The 15,160-nt window shown below is 61.0% G+C and carries 15 protein-coding genes; 11 read left to right on the top strand and 4 right to left on the bottom strand.

From position 1 onward, the window contains the following. Position 1 precedes the first annotated feature (1 nt). The 5 genes from AC09SL_RS20835 to fdhA all read left to right on the top strand — a co-directional run bounded on the left by AC09SL_RS20835 (position 2) and on the right by fdhA (position 6,511). Positions 2–331 carry a sarcosine oxidase subunit delta gene (locus AC09SL_RS20835; protein WP_003206305.1) on the top strand — a complete coding sequence of 110 codons (330 nt, stop codon included), beginning with the start codon at positions 2–4 and terminating at the stop codon, positions 329–331. Beyond that, positions 328–3,345: a sarcosine oxidase subunit alpha gene (locus AC09SL_RS20840; RefSeq protein ID WP_058543382.1), complete on the top strand. Its 3,018-nt coding sequence runs from the start codon at positions 328–330 to the stop codon at positions 3,343–3,345. Before AC09SL_RS20835 ends, AC09SL_RS20840 begins: the two co-directional genes overlap by 4 nt. Before the next feature lie 97 nt (positions 3,346–3,442). Next, positions 3,443–4,075, top strand: coding sequence for a sarcosine oxidase subunit gamma (locus tag AC09SL_RS20845; RefSeq protein ID WP_058543383.1), 633 nt, complete (start codon positions 3,443–3,445; stop codon positions 4,073–4,075). Positions 4,076–4,258: 183 nt separating this feature from the next. Then, positions 4,259–5,116: a formyltetrahydrofolate deformylase gene (gene purU / locus AC09SL_RS20850; RefSeq protein WP_058543384.1), complete on the top strand. Its 858-nt coding sequence runs from the start codon at positions 4,259–4,261 to the stop codon at positions 5,114–5,116. A 195-nt stretch (positions 5,117–5,311) separates the two neighbouring features. Then, positions 5,312–6,511, top strand: a complete 1,200-nt coding sequence (gene fdhA / locus AC09SL_RS20855) for a formaldehyde dehydrogenase, glutathione-independent (RefSeq protein ID WP_003206297.1) — start codon at positions 5,312–5,314, stop codon at positions 6,509–6,511. Between the two features lie 117 nt (positions 6,512–6,628). Here the strand turns inward: fdhA and AC09SL_RS20860 are convergent, their stop codons facing one another. Together AC09SL_RS20860 and AC09SL_RS20865 are read right to left on the bottom strand one after the other, a co-directional pair. Beyond that, positions 6,629–6,841 (bottom strand): cold-shock protein, encoded by a 213-nt coding sequence (locus AC09SL_RS20860; RefSeq protein ID WP_058543385.1) that lies wholly within the window; start codon positions 6,839–6,841, stop codon positions 6,629–6,631. A gap of 480 nt (positions 6,842–7,321) precedes the next feature. Beyond that, positions 7,322–7,744 carry a DUF3757 domain-containing protein gene (locus AC09SL_RS20865; RefSeq protein WP_058543386.1) on the bottom strand — a complete coding sequence of 141 codons (423 nt, stop codon included), beginning with the start codon at positions 7,742–7,744 and terminating at the stop codon, positions 7,322–7,324. 302 nt (positions 7,745–8,046) lie between these two features. On the opposite strand from AC09SL_RS20865, the gene AC09SL_RS20870 reads away from it, so the two are divergent. Then, complete coding sequence (locus AC09SL_RS20870; protein WP_058543387.1) at positions 8,047–8,619, top strand: DUF2780 domain-containing protein; 573 nt, start codon at positions 8,047–8,049, stop codon at positions 8,617–8,619. Here AC09SL_RS20870 and AC09SL_RS20875 read toward each other — a convergent pair whose 3' ends face one another. After that, complete coding sequence (locus AC09SL_RS20875; RefSeq protein WP_058543388.1) at positions 8,620–9,507, bottom strand: acyltransferase; 888 nt, start codon at positions 9,505–9,507, stop codon at positions 8,620–8,622. Between the two features lie 338 nt (positions 9,508–9,845). On the opposite strand from AC09SL_RS20875, the gene rloA2 reads away from it, so the two are divergent. The 5 genes from rloA2 (at position 9,846) to AC09SL_RS20900 (ending at position 14,501) form a co-directional block, all read left to right on the top strand. After that, positions 9,846–10,352, top strand: coding sequence for a retropepsin-like aspartic peptidase RloA2 (rloA2, locus tag AC09SL_RS20880; RefSeq protein WP_058543389.1), 507 nt, complete (start codon positions 9,846–9,848; stop codon positions 10,350–10,352). 69 nt (positions 10,353–10,421) lie between these two features. Beyond that, the gene (gene creB / locus AC09SL_RS20885) at positions 10,422–11,102 is read left to right on the top strand and encodes a two-component system response regulator CreB (protein WP_058543390.1); all 681 of its coding nucleotides are present in this window, start codon (positions 10,422–10,424) and stop codon (positions 11,100–11,102) included. Next, positions 11,102–12,520 (top strand): two-component system sensor histidine kinase CreC, encoded by a 1,419-nt coding sequence (gene creC / locus AC09SL_RS20890; RefSeq protein WP_058543391.1) that lies wholly within the window; start codon positions 11,102–11,104, stop codon positions 12,518–12,520. Before creB ends, creC begins: the two co-directional genes overlap by 1 nt. A 380-nt stretch (positions 12,521–12,900) precedes the next feature. Continuing rightward, positions 12,901–14,274 (top strand): cell envelope integrity protein CreD, encoded by a 1,374-nt coding sequence (gene creD / locus AC09SL_RS20895; RefSeq protein WP_058543392.1) that lies wholly within the window; start codon positions 12,901–12,903, stop codon positions 14,272–14,274. Then, positions 14,271–14,501: a hypothetical protein gene (locus AC09SL_RS20900; RefSeq protein ID WP_058543393.1), complete on the top strand. Its 231-nt coding sequence runs from the start codon at positions 14,271–14,273 to the stop codon at positions 14,499–14,501. The genes creD and AC09SL_RS20900 overlap by 4 nt, the downstream gene beginning before the upstream one ends. Here AC09SL_RS20900 and AC09SL_RS20905 read toward each other — a convergent pair. Next, positions 14,498–15,127, bottom strand: a complete 630-nt coding sequence (locus tag AC09SL_RS20905) for a glutathione S-transferase (protein WP_058543394.1) — start codon at positions 15,125–15,127, stop codon at positions 14,498–14,500. The two genes, AC09SL_RS20900 and AC09SL_RS20905, sit on opposite strands and share 4 nt — an antisense overlap. Between the last annotated feature and the right edge of the window lie 33 nt (positions 15,128–15,160).

Consider the following 15,160-nt stretch of genomic DNA (forward strand, 5'->3'; position numbering starts at 1 on the left):
CATGTTGCACATCTTCTGTCCTCACTGCGGCGAACTGCGCTCCGAAGAGGAATTCCATGCATCCGGCCAGGCGCATATCCCGCGTCCGCTGGATCCGAATGCCTGCACCGACGAGCAGTGGGGCGACTACATGTTCTTCCGTGACAACCCACGCGGGTTGCACCATGAACTGTGGGATCACGTCGCCGGTTGCCGCCAGTACTTCAACGTGACCCGTGACACCGTGACCTACGAAATTCTCGAAACCTACAAGATCGGCCAAAAGCCGCAGTTCACCGACAAGGCTGACAGTCCGAAAGCGGCTGCACAGGCTCTGGGAGAGAAGGTATGAGCCAGATCAATCGCCTGTCCAACGGCGGACGGATCGACCGCAACAAAGTGCTGAGCTTCACCTTCAACGGCCAGACTTACAAAGGCTTCGAGGGCGATTCCCTGGCCGCTGCGCTGCTGGCCAACGGTGTCGACATCATCGGCCGCAGCTTCAAGTATTCCCGGCCGCGCGGCATCTACGCCGCCGGTGCCGAAGAGCCGAACGCTGTGCTGCAGATCGGTGCCACCGAAGCCACGCAAATCCCTAACGTGCGTGCCACGCAACAGGCGCTGTACCAAGGTCTGGTCGCCACCAGCACCAACGGCTGGCCGAACGTGAACAACGACATGATGGGCATCCTCGGCAAGGTCGGTGGCAAACTGATGCCGCCGGGCTTCTACTACAAAACCTTCATGTACCCGCAATCGTTCTGGATGACCTACGAGAAGTACATCCGCAAGGCCGCAGGCCTGGGTCGCTCGCCGACCGAGAACGATCCGGACACCTACGACTACATGAACCGTCACTGCGACGTGCTGATCGTCGGCGCCGGCCCTGCTGGCCTGGCCGCCGCACTGGCCGCGGCCCGCAGCGGTGCGCGTGTCATCCTGGCCGATGAGCAGGAAGAGTTTGGCGGCAGCCTGCTTGACTCCCGCGAGAGCCTGGACGGCAAGCCTGCGACCGAATGGGTGGCTGCTGTCGTGGCTGAACTCAAATCGATGCCGGACGTGGTGCTGCTGCCTCGCGCCACGGTGAACGGTTACCACGACCATAACTTCCTGACCATCCACGAGCGCCTCACCGACCACCTCGGCGACCGCGCACCGATCGGCCAGGTCCGCCAGCGCATCAACCGCGTTCGCGCCAAGCGCGTGGTCCTGGCGACCGGCGCCTGCGAGCGTCCGCTGGTCTACGGCAACAACGACGTGCCGGGCAACATGCTGGCCGGTGCGGTGTCCACCTACGTGCGTCGCTACGGCGTGGCACCGGGCAAGAAACTGGTGCTGAGCACCAACAACGACCACGCCTACCGCGTGGCCCTGGACTGGTTCGACGCTGGCCTGCAAGTGGTGGCCGTGGCCGATGCCCGTAGCAATCCGCGTGGTGCGCTGGTGGAAGAAGCCCGCGCCAAGGGCATCCGCATCCTCACCGGCAGCGCCGTGATCGAGGCCCGTGGCAGCAAGCGCGTCACCGGGGCACGTGTTGCCGCGATCGACGTTCGCGCCCACAAAGTCACCAGCCCCGGCGAATGGCTGGACTGCGACCTGGTGGCCAGCTCCGGCGGCTACAGCCCGGTGGTTCACCTGGCTTCGCACCTGGGTGGCAAGCCGATCTGGCGTGAAGACATCCTCGGTTTCGTACCGGGCGAAGCACCGCAAAAACGTGTGTGTGTCGGTGGTGTGAACGGCGTCTACAGCCTCGGCGACAGCTTGGCCGACGGTTTCGAAGGCGGCGTGCGCGCGGCCAGCGAAGCCGGCTTCAAAGCGGTTGAGGGCGTGTTGCCCAAAGCTTTGAGCCGTCATGAAGAGCCAACCCTGGCGCTGTTCCAGGTGCCCCACGAAAAATCCACTGCACGAGCGCCGAAGCAATTCGTCGACCTGCAGAACGACGTCACCGCCGCCGCCATCGAACTCGCCACCCGCGAAGGCTTCGAATCGGTGGAACACGTCAAGCGCTACACCGCACTGGGCTTCGGCACCGACCAGGGCAAGCTGGGCAACGTCAACGGCCTGGCCATCGCGGCCCGTTCGCTGAACGTGAGCATCCCGCAGATGGGCACCACCATGTTCCGTCCGAACTACACGCCGGTGACCTTCGGCGCGGTGGCTGGCCGGCACTGTGGGCACATCTTCGAGCCGGTGCGTTACACCGCACTGCATGCCTGGCATGTGAAGAACGGTGCCGAATTCGAGGACGTCGGCCAATGGAAGCGCCCTTGGTACTTCCCGAAGAACGGCGAAGACATGCATGCCGCGGTCAAGCGCGAATGCAAGGCCGTGCGCGACAGCGTTGGCCTGCTGGACGCCTCGACCCTGGGCAAGATCGACATCCAGGGCCCGGACGCCCGTGAGTTCCTCAACCGCGTCTACACCAACGCCTGGACCAAACTCGACGTGGGCAAGGCCCGCTACGGCCTGATGTGCAAGGAAGACGGCATGGTCTTCGACGACGGCGTGACGGCCTGTCTGGCGGACAACCACTTCCTGATGACCACCACCACGGGCGGCGCGGCGCGCGTGCTGCAATGGCTGGAGATCTATCACCAGACCGAATGGCCGGACCTGAAGGTGTACTTCACCTCGGTCACCGACCACTGGGCGACCATGACCTTGTCGGGCCCCAACAGCCGTAAGCTGCTGAGCGAAGTCACCGACATCGACCTGGACAAGGACGCTTTCCCGTTCATGACCTGGAAAGAAGGCCTGGTGGGCGGCGTGCCGGCGCGGGTGTTCCGGATCTCGTTCACCGGTGAACTGTCGTACGAAATCAACGTGCAGGCCGACTACGCCATGGGCGTGCTCGAGCAGATCGTCGAGGCCGGCAAGAAGTACAACCTGACCCCGTATGGCACCGAGACCATGCACGTGTTGCGGGCCGAGAAGGGCTTCATCATCGTCGGTCAGGATACTGACAGCTCGATGACCCCGGACGACCTGAACATGGGCTGGTGCGTAGGCCGGACCAAACCGTTCTCGTGGATCGGCTGGCGCGGCATGAATCGCGAGGATTGCGTGCGTGAAGACCGCAAGCAACTGGTGGGCCTCAAGCCGATCGACCCGAATGTCTGGCTGCCGGAAGGTGCGCAACTGGTGTTCAACACCAAGCAGGCGATCCCGATGACCATGGTTGGCCACGTGACCTCCAGCTATGCCCACAACTCCCTGGGTTATTCATTTGCCATGGGCGTGGTCAAGGGCGGCCTCAAGCGGATGGGCGAGCGCGTGTTCGCACCATTGGCCGACGGCAGCGTGATCGAGGCAGAGATTGTTTCTTCGGTGTTCTTCGATCCGAAGGGGGATCGGCAGAACATCTAACATTCAAGCCCTGTGGTGGGGGCATGTGGGAGCAAGGCTTGCTCCCGCAGCGCCACGCACCGGCAGGTCGAGCAAGCATTCAAGACAGGTGCTCCATATGACCGCAGTCAACGTGTACCAACAACGCCCAACCACCGGGGCCAAGGCCGAGTCGTCGCTGCACCATGCCGACCTCGCAAGCAGGGTGGGCAAGGGCCGCAAGAACGCCGGCGTGACCGTGCGCGAGAAAAAACTCCTGGGTCACCTGACCCTTCGTGGCGACGGTCACGACCCGGCGTTCGCCGCCGGCGTGCACAAGGCCTTGGGCCTGGAATTGCCAGGTGCGCTGACCGTCATCGTCAAGGGTGAAACCAGCCTGCAATGGCTCGGCCCGGACGAGTGGCTGCTGGTGGTGCCCACTGGCGAAGAATTCGCCGCCGAGAAGAAACTGCGCGAAGCCCTGGGCGAGCTGCATATCCAGATCGTTAACGTCAGCGGCGGCCAGCAGATTCTCGAACTGTCCGGCCCGAACGTGCGCGACGTGCTGATGAAATCCACCAGCTACGACGTTCACCCAAACAACTTTCCGGTGGGCAAGGCCGTGGGCACGGTGTTTGCCAAGTCGCAACTGGTGATCCGCCACACGGGCGAAGACACTTGGGAACTGGTGATCCGCCGCAGCTTCTCCGATTACTGGTGGCTGTGGTTGCAGGATGCCGCGGCTGAGTATGGGTTGAGCGTGCAGGGCTGAAACACTGCAGTCCTTGTGGAAGCAAAACTGTGGGAGCAAAGCTTGCTCGCGATGCGGGCGCTTGAGTTCCAGATAGACCGCGTTGTTTTTATCGCGAGCAAGCTTTGCTCCCACAGATAAATCCTCCGCCACAGGTTCTGTGTCCGGCGGGGGGGTTATCCATAACAAACAGGAGTCACCGCAATGAGCCGCGCCCCAGACACATGGATCTTGACTGCCGACTGCCCCAGCGTGCTCGGCACGGTGGACGCGGTGACCCGCTTTCTGTTCGAGCAGGGCTGCTACGTCACCGAGCACCACTCCTTCGACGACCGCCTCTCCGGACGCTTCTTCATTCGCGTGGAGTTTCGCCAACCGGAAGGTTTTGACGAGCAGAATTTCCGCACCGGCCTGGCCGAGCGTGCCGAAGCCTTCGGCATGATTTTCGAACTGACGCCGCCCAACTACCGGCCCAAAGTGGTGATCATGGTCTCCAAGGCCGATCACTGCCTCAACGACTTGCTCTACCGCCAGCGCATCGGCCAGTTGTCCATGGACGTGGTGGCCGTGGTGTCCAACCACCCGGACCTCAAGCCGCTGGCCGACTGGCACCAGATTCCCTACTACCACTTCCCCCTGGACCCGAACGACAAGCCTTCCCAGGAGCGGCAGGTGTGGCAGGTGATCGAAGACACCGGCGCCGAGTTGGTGATCCTTGCGCGCTACATGCAAGTGCTGTCGCCGGAGTTGTGCCGCAAGCTCGACGGCAAGGCGATCAACATCCACCACTCGCTGCTGCCGGGCTTCAAGGGCGCCAAGCCGTACCACCAGGCCTACAACAAAGGCGTGAAACTGGTGGGTGCCACGGCGCACTACATCAACAACGACCTGGACGAAGGCCCGATCATCGCCCAGGGCGTGGAAGTGGTGGACCACAGCCACTATCCCGAAGACCTGATCGCCAAGGGCCGGGACATCGAAGGGCTGACGCTGGCCCGGGCGGTGGGGTATCACATCGAGCGAAGAGTGTTCTTGAACGCCAATCGTACTGTGGTGCTGTGATGGACGCCTTCGCGAGCAAGCCCGCTCCCACATTCGAGCGCGTTCCACCTTTGGAATGCACTCGAATGTGGGAGCGGGCTTGCTCGCGAAGAGGCCATTACTAACAACGCAAAAAACAGCATCTGTAACCCGAGCAATCAACGCGCTGCCTGCCTGGGCAACGCAGTTCCACAAAAACAACAGCGAGGTGAAAGCATGTCTGGTAATCGTGGTGTCGTGTATCTCGGCAACGGCAAGGTCGAAGTACAGAAAATCGACTATCCAAAAATGCAGGACCCGCGCGGCAGGAAGATTGAGCACGGTGTCATCCTGCGCGTGGTCTCCACCAACATCTGCGGCTCCGACCAGCACATGGTGCGCGGCCGTACCACTGCCCAGACCGGCCTGGTCCTGGGTCACGAAATCACCGGTGAAGTGATCGAAAAGGGCAGCGACGTCGAGAACCTGAAAATCGGTGATCTGGTGTCGGTGCCGTTCAACGTGGCTTGCGGGCGCTGCCGTTCCTGCAAGGAGCAACACACTGGCGTGTGCCTGACCGTCAACCCGGCCCGTGCCGGCGGTGCCTACGGTTATGTGGACATGGGTGACTGGACCGGCGGCCAGGCCGAATACGTACTGGTGCCGTACGCCGACTTCAACCTGTTGAAACTGCCGGACCGCGACAAGGCCATGGAGAAAATCCGCGACCTGACCTGCCTGTCCGACATCCTGCCGACCGGCTACCATGGCGCCGTCACCGCCGGCGTTGGTCCTGGCAGCACCGTCTACATCGCCGGTGCCGGCCCGGTTGGCCTGGCGGCCGCTGCTTCCGCCCGCCTGCTGGGCGCGGCGGTGGTGATCATTGGCGACGTCAACCCGGTTCGCCTGGCCCATGCCAAGGCCCAGGGTTTTGAAATCGCCGACCTGTCCCAGGACACCCCATTGCACGAACAGATCGCCGCCTTGCTGGGCGAGCCTGAAGTCGATTGCGCCGTCGATGCGGTAGGCTTCGAAGCTCGCGGCCACGGTCATGACGGCGTCAAGCACGAAGCCCCGGCCACCGTGCTCAACTCGTTGATGGGCGTGGTGCGCGTGGCCGGCAAAATCGGCATCCCTGGCCTCTACGTCACCGAAGACCCGGGCGCTGTCGATGCCGCGGCGAAAATGGGCAGCCTGAGCATTCGCTTCGGCTTGGGCTGGGCTAAATCCCACAGCTTCCACACCGGCCAGACCCCGGTGATGAAGTACAACCGCCAGTTGATGCAGGCGATCATGTGGGACCGTATCAACATTGCTGAAATCGTAGGCGTGCAGGTGATCAGCCTGGATGACGCGCCGAAGGGCTATGGCGAGTTCGATGCGGGCGTGCCGAAGAAGTTTGTGATCGATCCGCATAAGTTGTTTAGTGCGGCGTAAGGTTGGAAGCAAGACGGGAGAAGGGCGACAGTGATGTCGCCCTTTTTTATGTTTCGAAAACGTTGCCCTGGCCCTGTTGTTGCGCCACACGCTGATCGTGGTAGCTCGGACCGAACGTTATTCCGGCGTCACCCTCGTGGCTTGCATGCCTTTATCCCCCTTCTCGATTTCGAAGGAGACCATTTGCTTCTGTTTTAACGTTTTATAACCTTCACCTGCTATCGCCGAATAATGAACGAACAGTTCCTCGCCGTCGTTGCCGCAGGTGATGAAACCATAGCCTTTTGCATCGTTAAACCATTTAACGGTTCCTTTGATTCGGTCGTTCATTTTTATTGTCCTGCTTGCCCGAATGAAGAAAGGCACAGGGACTGTAGTTTGCCCAGAGCCTTGTTTTTCGCTGTCTCGGCTGGAGATTAGAATCGCCATATCCAGTTGCCTACTGTCAGAGTTGACAGTAGGCAATACCGAGAAGAAATAACGGATTTTGCGTTGATAGTTGGATGACTGGCGCAGCTGTCATGCAAGCGAAAGGTCAACAGATCGCAGGCTTCGCCAGTTCCTGCAGAACCCACGCTCGCTACGGTTAATCGCGAGCGACTGCCATCCTGACCCGCTCGCAGAACTGCGGGCAGAACACCCTGGGTGTTCGGGTCGCGGCAATCATTTTGTGCCCAGGTCAGGGCCAGGAAGCTGAACGCCAGGCTGATCATCGTCGGCGAGGAGGCCGCACTGTACGGTAACGGAGCAGGTGATGGCAGGACGCCTTGAGACGTTGTGCAGGAACAGTGACGCGGTTGCCATTGCCGATCAGAAAGTCAGGTTGAAGTAGTCGCTGTCCATTAACCTGCACATTCTGATGTCCGGGCTGTCACAGCGACTATTCGCCCATCCTGAAAATGCCGGTTCCAGGATCTGCTGATACTCCAGATTCAGATTGATATCCCCGTACCGGCACGTGATGGTCGCCGTTGTGGCTGCCTGTTGGTCCTCGTCGGCCTCATGGATAACGTACTCGGCACCTTCGAATCGCAACGAGGTCGGGTTGACCACGTCCACCAGGCTTTCGCTTTCCCATTCGTGACCGTCCTGTACATCGACGAAGAAAACATCTTCCACCGATTCAATGTTTCTATGGATGTCAGTGACGGCAGGGCACGTTATTTCACCGGCATGGGCGTGGCCAATGAGCAGCAAAAATAATGCCGCGCCTCCAGCCAGTATTTTTTTCATTTACCAACCTCCAAGGCTCAGTTCGACGATTTCATGACTTTGGTCGGGCGGGCCACTGTCAATGTTGACAGTTATTTATGTCAATTCAGAACTGTATATGGATATTTGGTAACTTTTAGCTATATAAAAAAGTGCAGTTTTCCTTGAATCGGATGTTTCTGACGGCCTTGAAAGATTTTTCTGTAATGGCTATCGGCCATTTATGTAATACATGTAGGAACAATCTCCGTCCACGCCAGTCCAACGCACGCTTCACGCCGCTCTTCATGGGCGGCTTTTTCATGCTCAAGAGGATCTCCAGGATGAAGGTTTCACGCGGTTTTGCTCTGTCTTGCCTGTTGACGCTGGCTGCCAGCCCAGCCTTCGCGCAGTTCAGCCTCAATGATGCGGCCAATGTGGTGTCGGCCATGCAGGGCAACCAAGGCGAGCAGGGCGAGGGCGTTGTGGCCGCCGCGCCGAAAGCCGCCGGGTTGCTCAACACGCTGGGATCGGAACTCAAGATCACGCCGGAACAGGCCATCGGCGGTGCCGGTGCGATGCTGGGGCTGGCGAAGAACCGACTCAGCGAGCCGCAGTTCTCCGAGTTGAGCAAAAGTGTGCCGGGCCTGGATCAGATCGCCGGGAACAGCGCCATCGGCGGGCTCAATGGCCTGGGCGGTTTGCTCGGGGGCGGGTCGGACAAAAACGCACTGCTCGACGGGTTGCTGGGTAACGTCAAGGACACCGATGACCTGAACAATGCCTTCAGTGCGTTGGGCATGGACAGCGGCATGATCGGCCAGTTTGCCCCGATCATCTTGCAGTACCTCGGCCAACAGGGGGTGGCGGGTTCGTTGCTGCAGAACCTGGGGGGTATTTGGGGAGCCGGAGCCTGATCAGCTCCCCTTGTTGCGTAAAGCCGCGATGCGCCGATCCTTTTCAGTCCAGAGCCGGTTGACCCAGTCCTGCACGTACTGGCGGAACACCGGGTCGTTTTCGTAGTCGCCCTGCCACAGTGCCGGGTCCAGTTCGCGGGTCTGGATGTCGATGATGACCCTGGGCACCGCGCCGCTGATCAAATCCCAAAAACCGGGAATGCGTGCCTGCGGGTACACCACCGTCACGTCCAGCACCGCGTCCAGCTGTTCGCCCATGGCCGCCAGCACGAACGCCACGCCGCCGGCCTTGGGCTTGAGCAGGTGGGTGAAGGGCGATTGCTGTTGTTGGCTTTTGGTGGCGGTGAAGCGGGTGCCTTCGAGGTAGTTGACCACGGTGACCGGTTGGCGCTTGAACAGCTCGCAGGCGGCCTTGGTGATTTCCAGGTCCTTGCCGGCCAGTTCCGGGTTCTTTGCCAGGAAAGCCTTGGTGTAGCGCTTCATGAACGGGTAGTCCAGTGCCCACCAGGCCAAGCCCAGGAACGGCACCCAGATCAGCTCTTTCTTGAGGAAGAATTTGAAGAACGGTGTGCGCCGGTTGAGGGTCTGGATGAGGGCGGGGATGTCTACCCAGGATTGGTGATTGCTGATTACCAGATAAGACGTGTCGCCGCGCAGGTCGGCGCCGCCACGGATGTCCCAGCGCGTGGGGATGCACAGGGCAAAGATCAGCTTGTCGATCTCGGCCCAGGTTTCGGCGATCCACATCACCGCCCATGAGGCGTAGTCGCGAAAACGCCCGGGCAGGACCAGTTTGAGTACCGCGAACACCATCAACGGTCCGAACAGCACCAGGGTATTGAGCAACAACAGCAGCGTGACGAAACAGCCGGTGAGCAGGCGGCGCATAGATGACTCTTGCAAACAGATGGGCGGGCCATGATAAGCAAGCTTCGGGCAGCAGGCCAAATCGGCTGGAACGAAAGTTTCACTTTGGCCTGGCTAAACTGGGTCGGTTTTTGTGGGCCACAGTTTGCTCCCGCTGGGCTCTGTAGGAGCTGGCGAAGGCTCGGGCCGCGTTCGGACGATCTTTTGATCTTTCGCTTGAGACTCAAGTGGCTGGGGAAAGATCGCAGCCTCGTGTCACGCGACAGCTCCTACAGGTCCGAGCAGGCCACAGGTGTGTTCAACCGAACGAATTCATCAGCCACGGTCTAAAAAACCACCCACACAGGAAGCCCTATTGCATGAAATCCTTTCTCGCCCTGCTTTCCCTGGTGGCCCTTCCAGTGTTGGCCGCCGAGCCGACCCTGTACGGGCGCTACGAATACATCGCGCTGCCGGAAATCGGCGGTGAGGTGCTCAAGGCCAAGATGGACACCGGTGCCTTGACCGCCTCGCTGTCAGCCAAGGACATCGAAACCTTCACCCGCGACGGCGATGATTGGGTGCGCTTCCGTCTGGCGACCAAGGATGCGAGCAACAAGGTCTACGAACACAAGATTGCGCGCATCAGCAAGATCAAGACCCGCTCCGAGGAGGATGAAGACGACGATGAAAAGATCGCGCCCACCAAGCGCCCGGTGGTCGATCTGGAGTTGTGCCTGGGTAACGTCAAGCGCACGGTCGAGGTCAACCTGACGGACCGCAGCAGTTTCAATTACCCGCTGCTGATTGGCGCCAAGGCGTTACGTGAATTCGGCGCGGCAGTGAACCCGGCGCGGCGGTTTACGGCGGATAAGCCTGACTGCTGATTTCCCTGATTGACTCACCCCAAGGCTTGCGGCACCGTTCCGGCAACTTTACTGCCAGGCTCGCAAGCCATGCCTCATATCCTGATTGTCGAAGACGAAGCCGCCATCGCCGATACGCTGGTGTTTGCCCTGCAAGGGGAGGGTTTCGACACCACGTGGCTGAGCCTTGGCGCGGCGGCCCTCGAGCACCAGAAAAGCACCCCGGCGGACCTGATCATCCTCGATGTGGGGCTGCCGGATATTAGCGGATTCGAGACATGTAAAAATCTCAGACGTTTCAGCGACGTTCCGGTCATCTTTCTGACAGCACGGGATGGCGAGATAGACCGGGTGGTGGGCCTGGAGATCGGTGCCGACGATTACGTGGTCAAACCCTTCAGCCCCCGCGAGGTGGCGGCCAGGGTCCGGGCGATTCTCAAGCGCGTGGCACCGAGGCCGTTGGTGGAGCCGGGCATGGCGCTGTTTCAGGTCGATGCCGAGCGTGTGCAGATCAACTATCGCGGCAAACCGCTGAACCTCACCCGCCACGAATTCCGCCTGCTCAATTGCCTGCTGGAGCAACCCGAACGGGTCTTCAGCCGCGAACAGTTGCTCGATGCCCTGGGGGTGCCCAGCGATGCCGGCTACGAGCGCAGCATCGACAGCCACATCAAGAGCGTGCGCGCCAAGCTGCGCCTGGTTCGGGCCGAGGCCGAGCCGATCCAGACGCATCGGGGCCTGGGCTATAGCTACAGCCCGGGGCACAGCTGATGTCGCTGGGGATCCGGATTTTCCTGGTGTATGTGCTGTTTATCGCCTTGACCGGCTATTTCGTGCTCAACACGGTCATGGAGGAGATCCGCCCCGGCGTGCGTCAGTCCACCGAAGAAACCCTGGTGGACACGGCCAACCTGATGGCCGAGATCCTGCGGGACGATTTCAAGGCCGGCACCCTCAATCAGAATCGCTGGCCGCAGCTGCTCAAGGCCTATGGCGAGCGTCAGCCGGCGGCGACGATCTGGGGCTTGCCGAAAAACCAGGTCAGCCACCGCATTTACGTCACCGATGCCAATGGCATCGTGGTGCTCGATTCCAGTGGTGTGGCGGTGGGGCAGGATTATTCGCGCTGGAACGACGTCTACCTGACCTTGCGCGGCCACTACGGCGCCCGTTCGAGCCGCAGCGATCCGGATGATCCGACGTCTTCGGTGATGCACGTCGGCGCGCCGATCCGCGACAACGGCCACATCATCGGGGTCGTCACCGTCGCCAAGCCCAACAGTTCATTGCAGCCTTATGTCGATCGCACCGAGCGGCGGCTGTTGGCCTATGGCGCCGGGTTGATCGGCCTGGGCCTGTTGCTGGGGGGCTTGCTGTCGTGGTGGCTGAGCGCGGCATTGCGCCGGTTGACGGCCTATGCCCAGGCGGTCAGCCAGGGGCGGCGGGTGGAGGTGCCGCATTATCGCGGCGGCGAGTTCGAGCAACTGGCGGGCGCGGTGGAACACATGCGCACTCAGTTGGAAGGCAAGGCTTACGTCGAGCGTTACGTGCACACGTTGACCCACGAACTCAAGAGCCCGCTGGCGGCGATTCGCGGCGCCGCCGAACTGCTGCAAAGCGACATGCCCGCCGCCCAGCATCAGCGCTTTGTCAGCAACATCGACAACGAAAGTGCGCGCATGCAGCAGTTGATCGAACGCTTGCTCAACCTGGCCCAGATCGAGCAGCGCCAGGGACTGGAGGAAGAAGTCGCGGTGCCGCTGGCGGCGTTGATGGACGAGCTGCTGGAGGCCCGCGGCGGCTGGATTGAAAGTCGGCAATTGAGGATCGAACAGCGCATCGCTGCTGACCTGACGTTGACCGGAGAGCCGTTCCTGTTGCGCCAGGCCTTGGGCAATCTGCTGGAAAACGCCCTGGACTTTACCCCCGTCAACGGCCTGCTACGGGTCAGCGCTGAGCGCCGTGGGAAGCGTGTCGAGATCCGCCTGTTCAATCAGGCCGCGCCGATCCCCGACTACGCGCTGCCGCGCTTGAGCGAGCGTTTCTATTCTCTGCCGCGCCCGGACAGCGGCCGCAAGAGCACCGGCCTGGGGCTCAACTTCGTGGAGGAGGTGGTGCAGTTGCATGGAGGGCAGTTCAGTATTGGCAATGTCGAGGGCGGGGTGGAAGTGGTTCTGCGGTTGCCCTGAACACCCCGTTACTCGGTCTGGAACCCTATTGTGGCGAAGGCGCTTGCTCCCGCTGGGTTGCGCCTGTAGAAACTGTGCAAGAGCTGCGTAGGAACTGCGTAGGAGCTGCGTAGGAGCTGTCGAGTGCAACGAGGCTGCGATCTTTCCCCAGACACTTGAATCTCAAGCGAAAGATCAAAAGATCAAAAGATCAAAAGATCAAAAGATCAAAAGATCGCAGGCTTCGCCAGCTCCTACAGGGCGCAACGGGAGCGAGCTCCCTCGCCACAGGTTTCATTGATCAGGCGGATTCCAGTCTCCACACAATCTCCATATTCTCCCCATAAATCCCTCACACAGCCATTCCAGACTCTCCCGCATTCGAACAGGGAGAGCCCCACATGAACCGCAGCCTCGCCATAAAACTGGGCATGATCGCCCTCTTGATTCTCTTGCTGATGATCCCGCTGTTGATGATCAACGGCCTCATCGATGAGCGCCAGGAGTTGCGCGACGGTGTGCTGCAGGACATCGCCCGCAGCTCCAGCTACAGCCAGCAACTGATCGGGCCGATGATCGTGGTGCCGTTTCGCAAGAGCGTGAAGGTCTGGAACACCAACGAGAAGACCGGTGTGCGTTTCCTGGAAACCGTCGAGCGAACCGGCGAGTTGTATTTTTTGCCGGAGCAATTCGAACTCGACGGCCAGGTCCGCACCGAAACCCGTGCCCGGGGCATCTACGAAGCGCGGTTGTTCCATGCCGATAACCGGATCGATGGCCGCTTCAAGGTGCCTGAGCGCTACGGTGTCGCCGCCAAGGACTTTGCCGACTATCGCTTCGATGAACCGTACCTGAGCGTCGGTATCAGCGATATTCGCGGCATCGAGAATGCGCTGACCCTGACGCTGAACCAGCAGACCGTCGACTTCCTGCCAGGCTCGCGGCTCGGTTGGCTGGGGCAGGGTGTGCATGTGCCGCTGCCGATGATCACCGCCCAGGGCAGCCCTGAGCTGACCTTCGGTTTCGACCTGCGCCTGCAAGGCACTGGCGAGTTCCAGATTCTGCCAGTGGGCAAATCCACCAAGGTGCACCTGTCGGCCGACTGGCCACACCCCAGCTTCATCGGCAACTACCTGCCCAGCCAGCGTGAGATCAATGAACAGGGTTTCAGTGCCGACTGGCAGACGTCGTTTTTTTCCACCAACCTGCTGGAAACACTACAAGCCTGCGAACCGAGCGATGGTTGTGACGCGTTCCGCAGCCGGGCCTTCGGCGTGAGCTTCATCGACCCGGTGGACCAGTACCTCAAGAGCGACCGGGCGATCAAATATGCGCTGCTGTTTGTCGCCCTGACCTTCGCCGGCTTCTTCCTCTTCGAAGTGCTCAAGAGCCTGGCGGTGCATCCGGTCCAGTACGCCCTGGTGGGTGTGGCGCTGGCGTTCTTTTATCTGCTGCTGTTGTCGCTGTCGGAGCACATCGGCTTCACCCTGGCGTACCTGGTGTCGGCCAGCGCCTGTGTCTTGCTGATCGGCTTCTATGTCTGCCATGTGCTGCGCAGCGTCAGCCATGGCCTGGGATTCTCGGCAGGGCTGGCGGGCTTGTACGGTTTGCTCTACGGCCTGTTGAGCGCCGAGGACTACGCGCTGTTGATGGGCTCGCTGTTGCTGTTCGGCCTGCTGGGCGTGTTCATGGTGCTGACCCGCAAGTTGGACTGGTATGGGGTTGGGGCGAAGCCGGCGGTGGCGATGAGCTTTGAGCTGGGAGAGGTGAAATGAGCCGGTCGTTGGGGTTGCGGGAGGATCAGCGGGTGCGGGAGGTGTTGGTGATGCAGATTGCCGGGTTGTTTCCTTTGGATCCGGTGCGCTGCCATCGCGGGCAAGCCTTGCTCCCACAGGTCGAGCGGGTCCATGTGGGAGCCAACCTGCTCCCACAGGTCGAGCGGTGGTCCATGTGGGAGCAAGGCTTGCCCGCGATGAGGCCGGTACAGCTAACGCAAAGCTAGACCCTGGGCACTGTCTCGAGCATCGACGGCCGCAAGCTCACTTCGGCAAACCACGCTGCCAATTGCGGGTTGGCCTTGCGCCATTCCAGGTCCGGATGGCGCAGGTCCAGGTAGCCCAGGGCGCAGGCCACGCTGATGGAGGCTACGTCGAAATGGCAGGTCAGTTCGGCAATCGCTTCGGCTTCGAGCATGCCCAGGGCCCGGCGAATCTTGTCCCGTTGCGCATCAAGCCATTGGTCCCAGTGTTTTTCCACAGGACGTAGCGCAGTTTCGTAGCGGATCATCACAGCCGCATCCATGATTCCATCGGCCAGGGAGGCCAGGGTCAGGCGCCGCCAGCGGGCCGCGCCGTCCCGGGGGATCAGAGGGTTGCCGACGTGCTGGTGATCGAGGTAGTCGAGGATGACGCGGCTGTCGTGGATCACCGTCCCGTTGGCCAGGCGCAGGGCCGGGATCTTGCTCAACGGGTTGTCATCGATGAGCGCCCGGTCTGGCTTGACCGGCGAGAGCTGGCTGAGCTGCAACGCCACGCGGTCTTGCTGGCCGGTTTCGTGCAGCAGCACCAGGACTTTGCGAACGAAGGGCGAAGCGGGGTTGTGGAACAGCGTCATGCTGGGAGTGGACATGCAGGCATCCTCGATAAACGGCCAGGGGCTTAG

This window comes from Pseudomonas sp. PF05 (genome assembly GCF_056521845.1).

What these genes read in the sequence shown, in the direction of transcription:
- rloA2 (WP_058543389.1), top strand. Translation starts at nt 9,846, where the DNA reads ATGAAATCCTTTCTCGCCCTGCTTTCCCTGGTGGCCCTTCCAGTGTTG.
- creC (WP_058543391.1), top strand. Translation starts at nt 11,102, where the DNA reads ATGTCGCTGGGGATCCGGATTTTCCTGGTGTATGTGCTGTTTATCGCC.
- fdhA (WP_003206297.1), top strand. Translation starts at nt 5,312, where the DNA reads ATGTCTGGTAATCGTGGTGTCGTGTATCTCGGCAACGGCAAGGTCGAA.
- AC09SL_RS20875 (WP_058543388.1), bottom strand. Translation starts at nt 9,507, where the DNA reads ATGCGCCGCCTGCTCACCGGCTGTTTCGTCACGCTGCTGTTGTTGCTC.
- AC09SL_RS20840 (WP_058543382.1), top strand. Translation starts at nt 328, where the DNA reads ATGAGCCAGATCAATCGCCTGTCCAACGGCGGACGGATCGACCGCAAC.
- AC09SL_RS20870 (WP_058543387.1), top strand. Translation starts at nt 8,047, where the DNA reads ATGAAGGTTTCACGCGGTTTTGCTCTGTCTTGCCTGTTGACGCTGGCT.
- AC09SL_RS20905 (WP_058543394.1), bottom strand. Translation starts at nt 15,127, where the DNA reads ATGTCCACTCCCAGCATGACGCTGTTCCACAACCCCGCTTCGCCCTTC.
- AC09SL_RS20835 (WP_003206305.1), top strand. Translation starts at nt 2, where the DNA reads ATGTTGCACATCTTCTGTCCTCACTGCGGCGAACTGCGCTCCGAAGAG.
- AC09SL_RS20860 (WP_058543385.1), bottom strand. Translation starts at nt 6,841, where the DNA reads ATGAACGACCGAATCAAAGGAACCGTTAAATGGTTTAACGATGCAAAA.
- AC09SL_RS20845 (WP_058543383.1), top strand. Translation starts at nt 3,443, where the DNA reads ATGACCGCAGTCAACGTGTACCAACAACGCCCAACCACCGGGGCCAAG.
- AC09SL_RS20900 (WP_058543393.1), top strand. Translation starts at nt 14,271, where the DNA reads ATGAGCCGGTCGTTGGGGTTGCGGGAGGATCAGCGGGTGCGGGAGGTG.
- AC09SL_RS20865 (WP_058543386.1), bottom strand. Translation starts at nt 7,744, where the DNA reads ATGAAAAAAATACTGGCTGGAGGCGCGGCATTATTTTTGCTGCTCATT.
- purU (WP_058543384.1), top strand. Translation starts at nt 4,259, where the DNA reads ATGAGCCGCGCCCCAGACACATGGATCTTGACTGCCGACTGCCCCAGC.
- creD (WP_058543392.1), top strand. Translation starts at nt 12,901, where the DNA reads ATGAACCGCAGCCTCGCCATAAAACTGGGCATGATCGCCCTCTTGATT.
- creB (WP_058543390.1), top strand. Translation starts at nt 10,422, where the DNA reads ATGCCTCATATCCTGATTGTCGAAGACGAAGCCGCCATCGCCGATACG.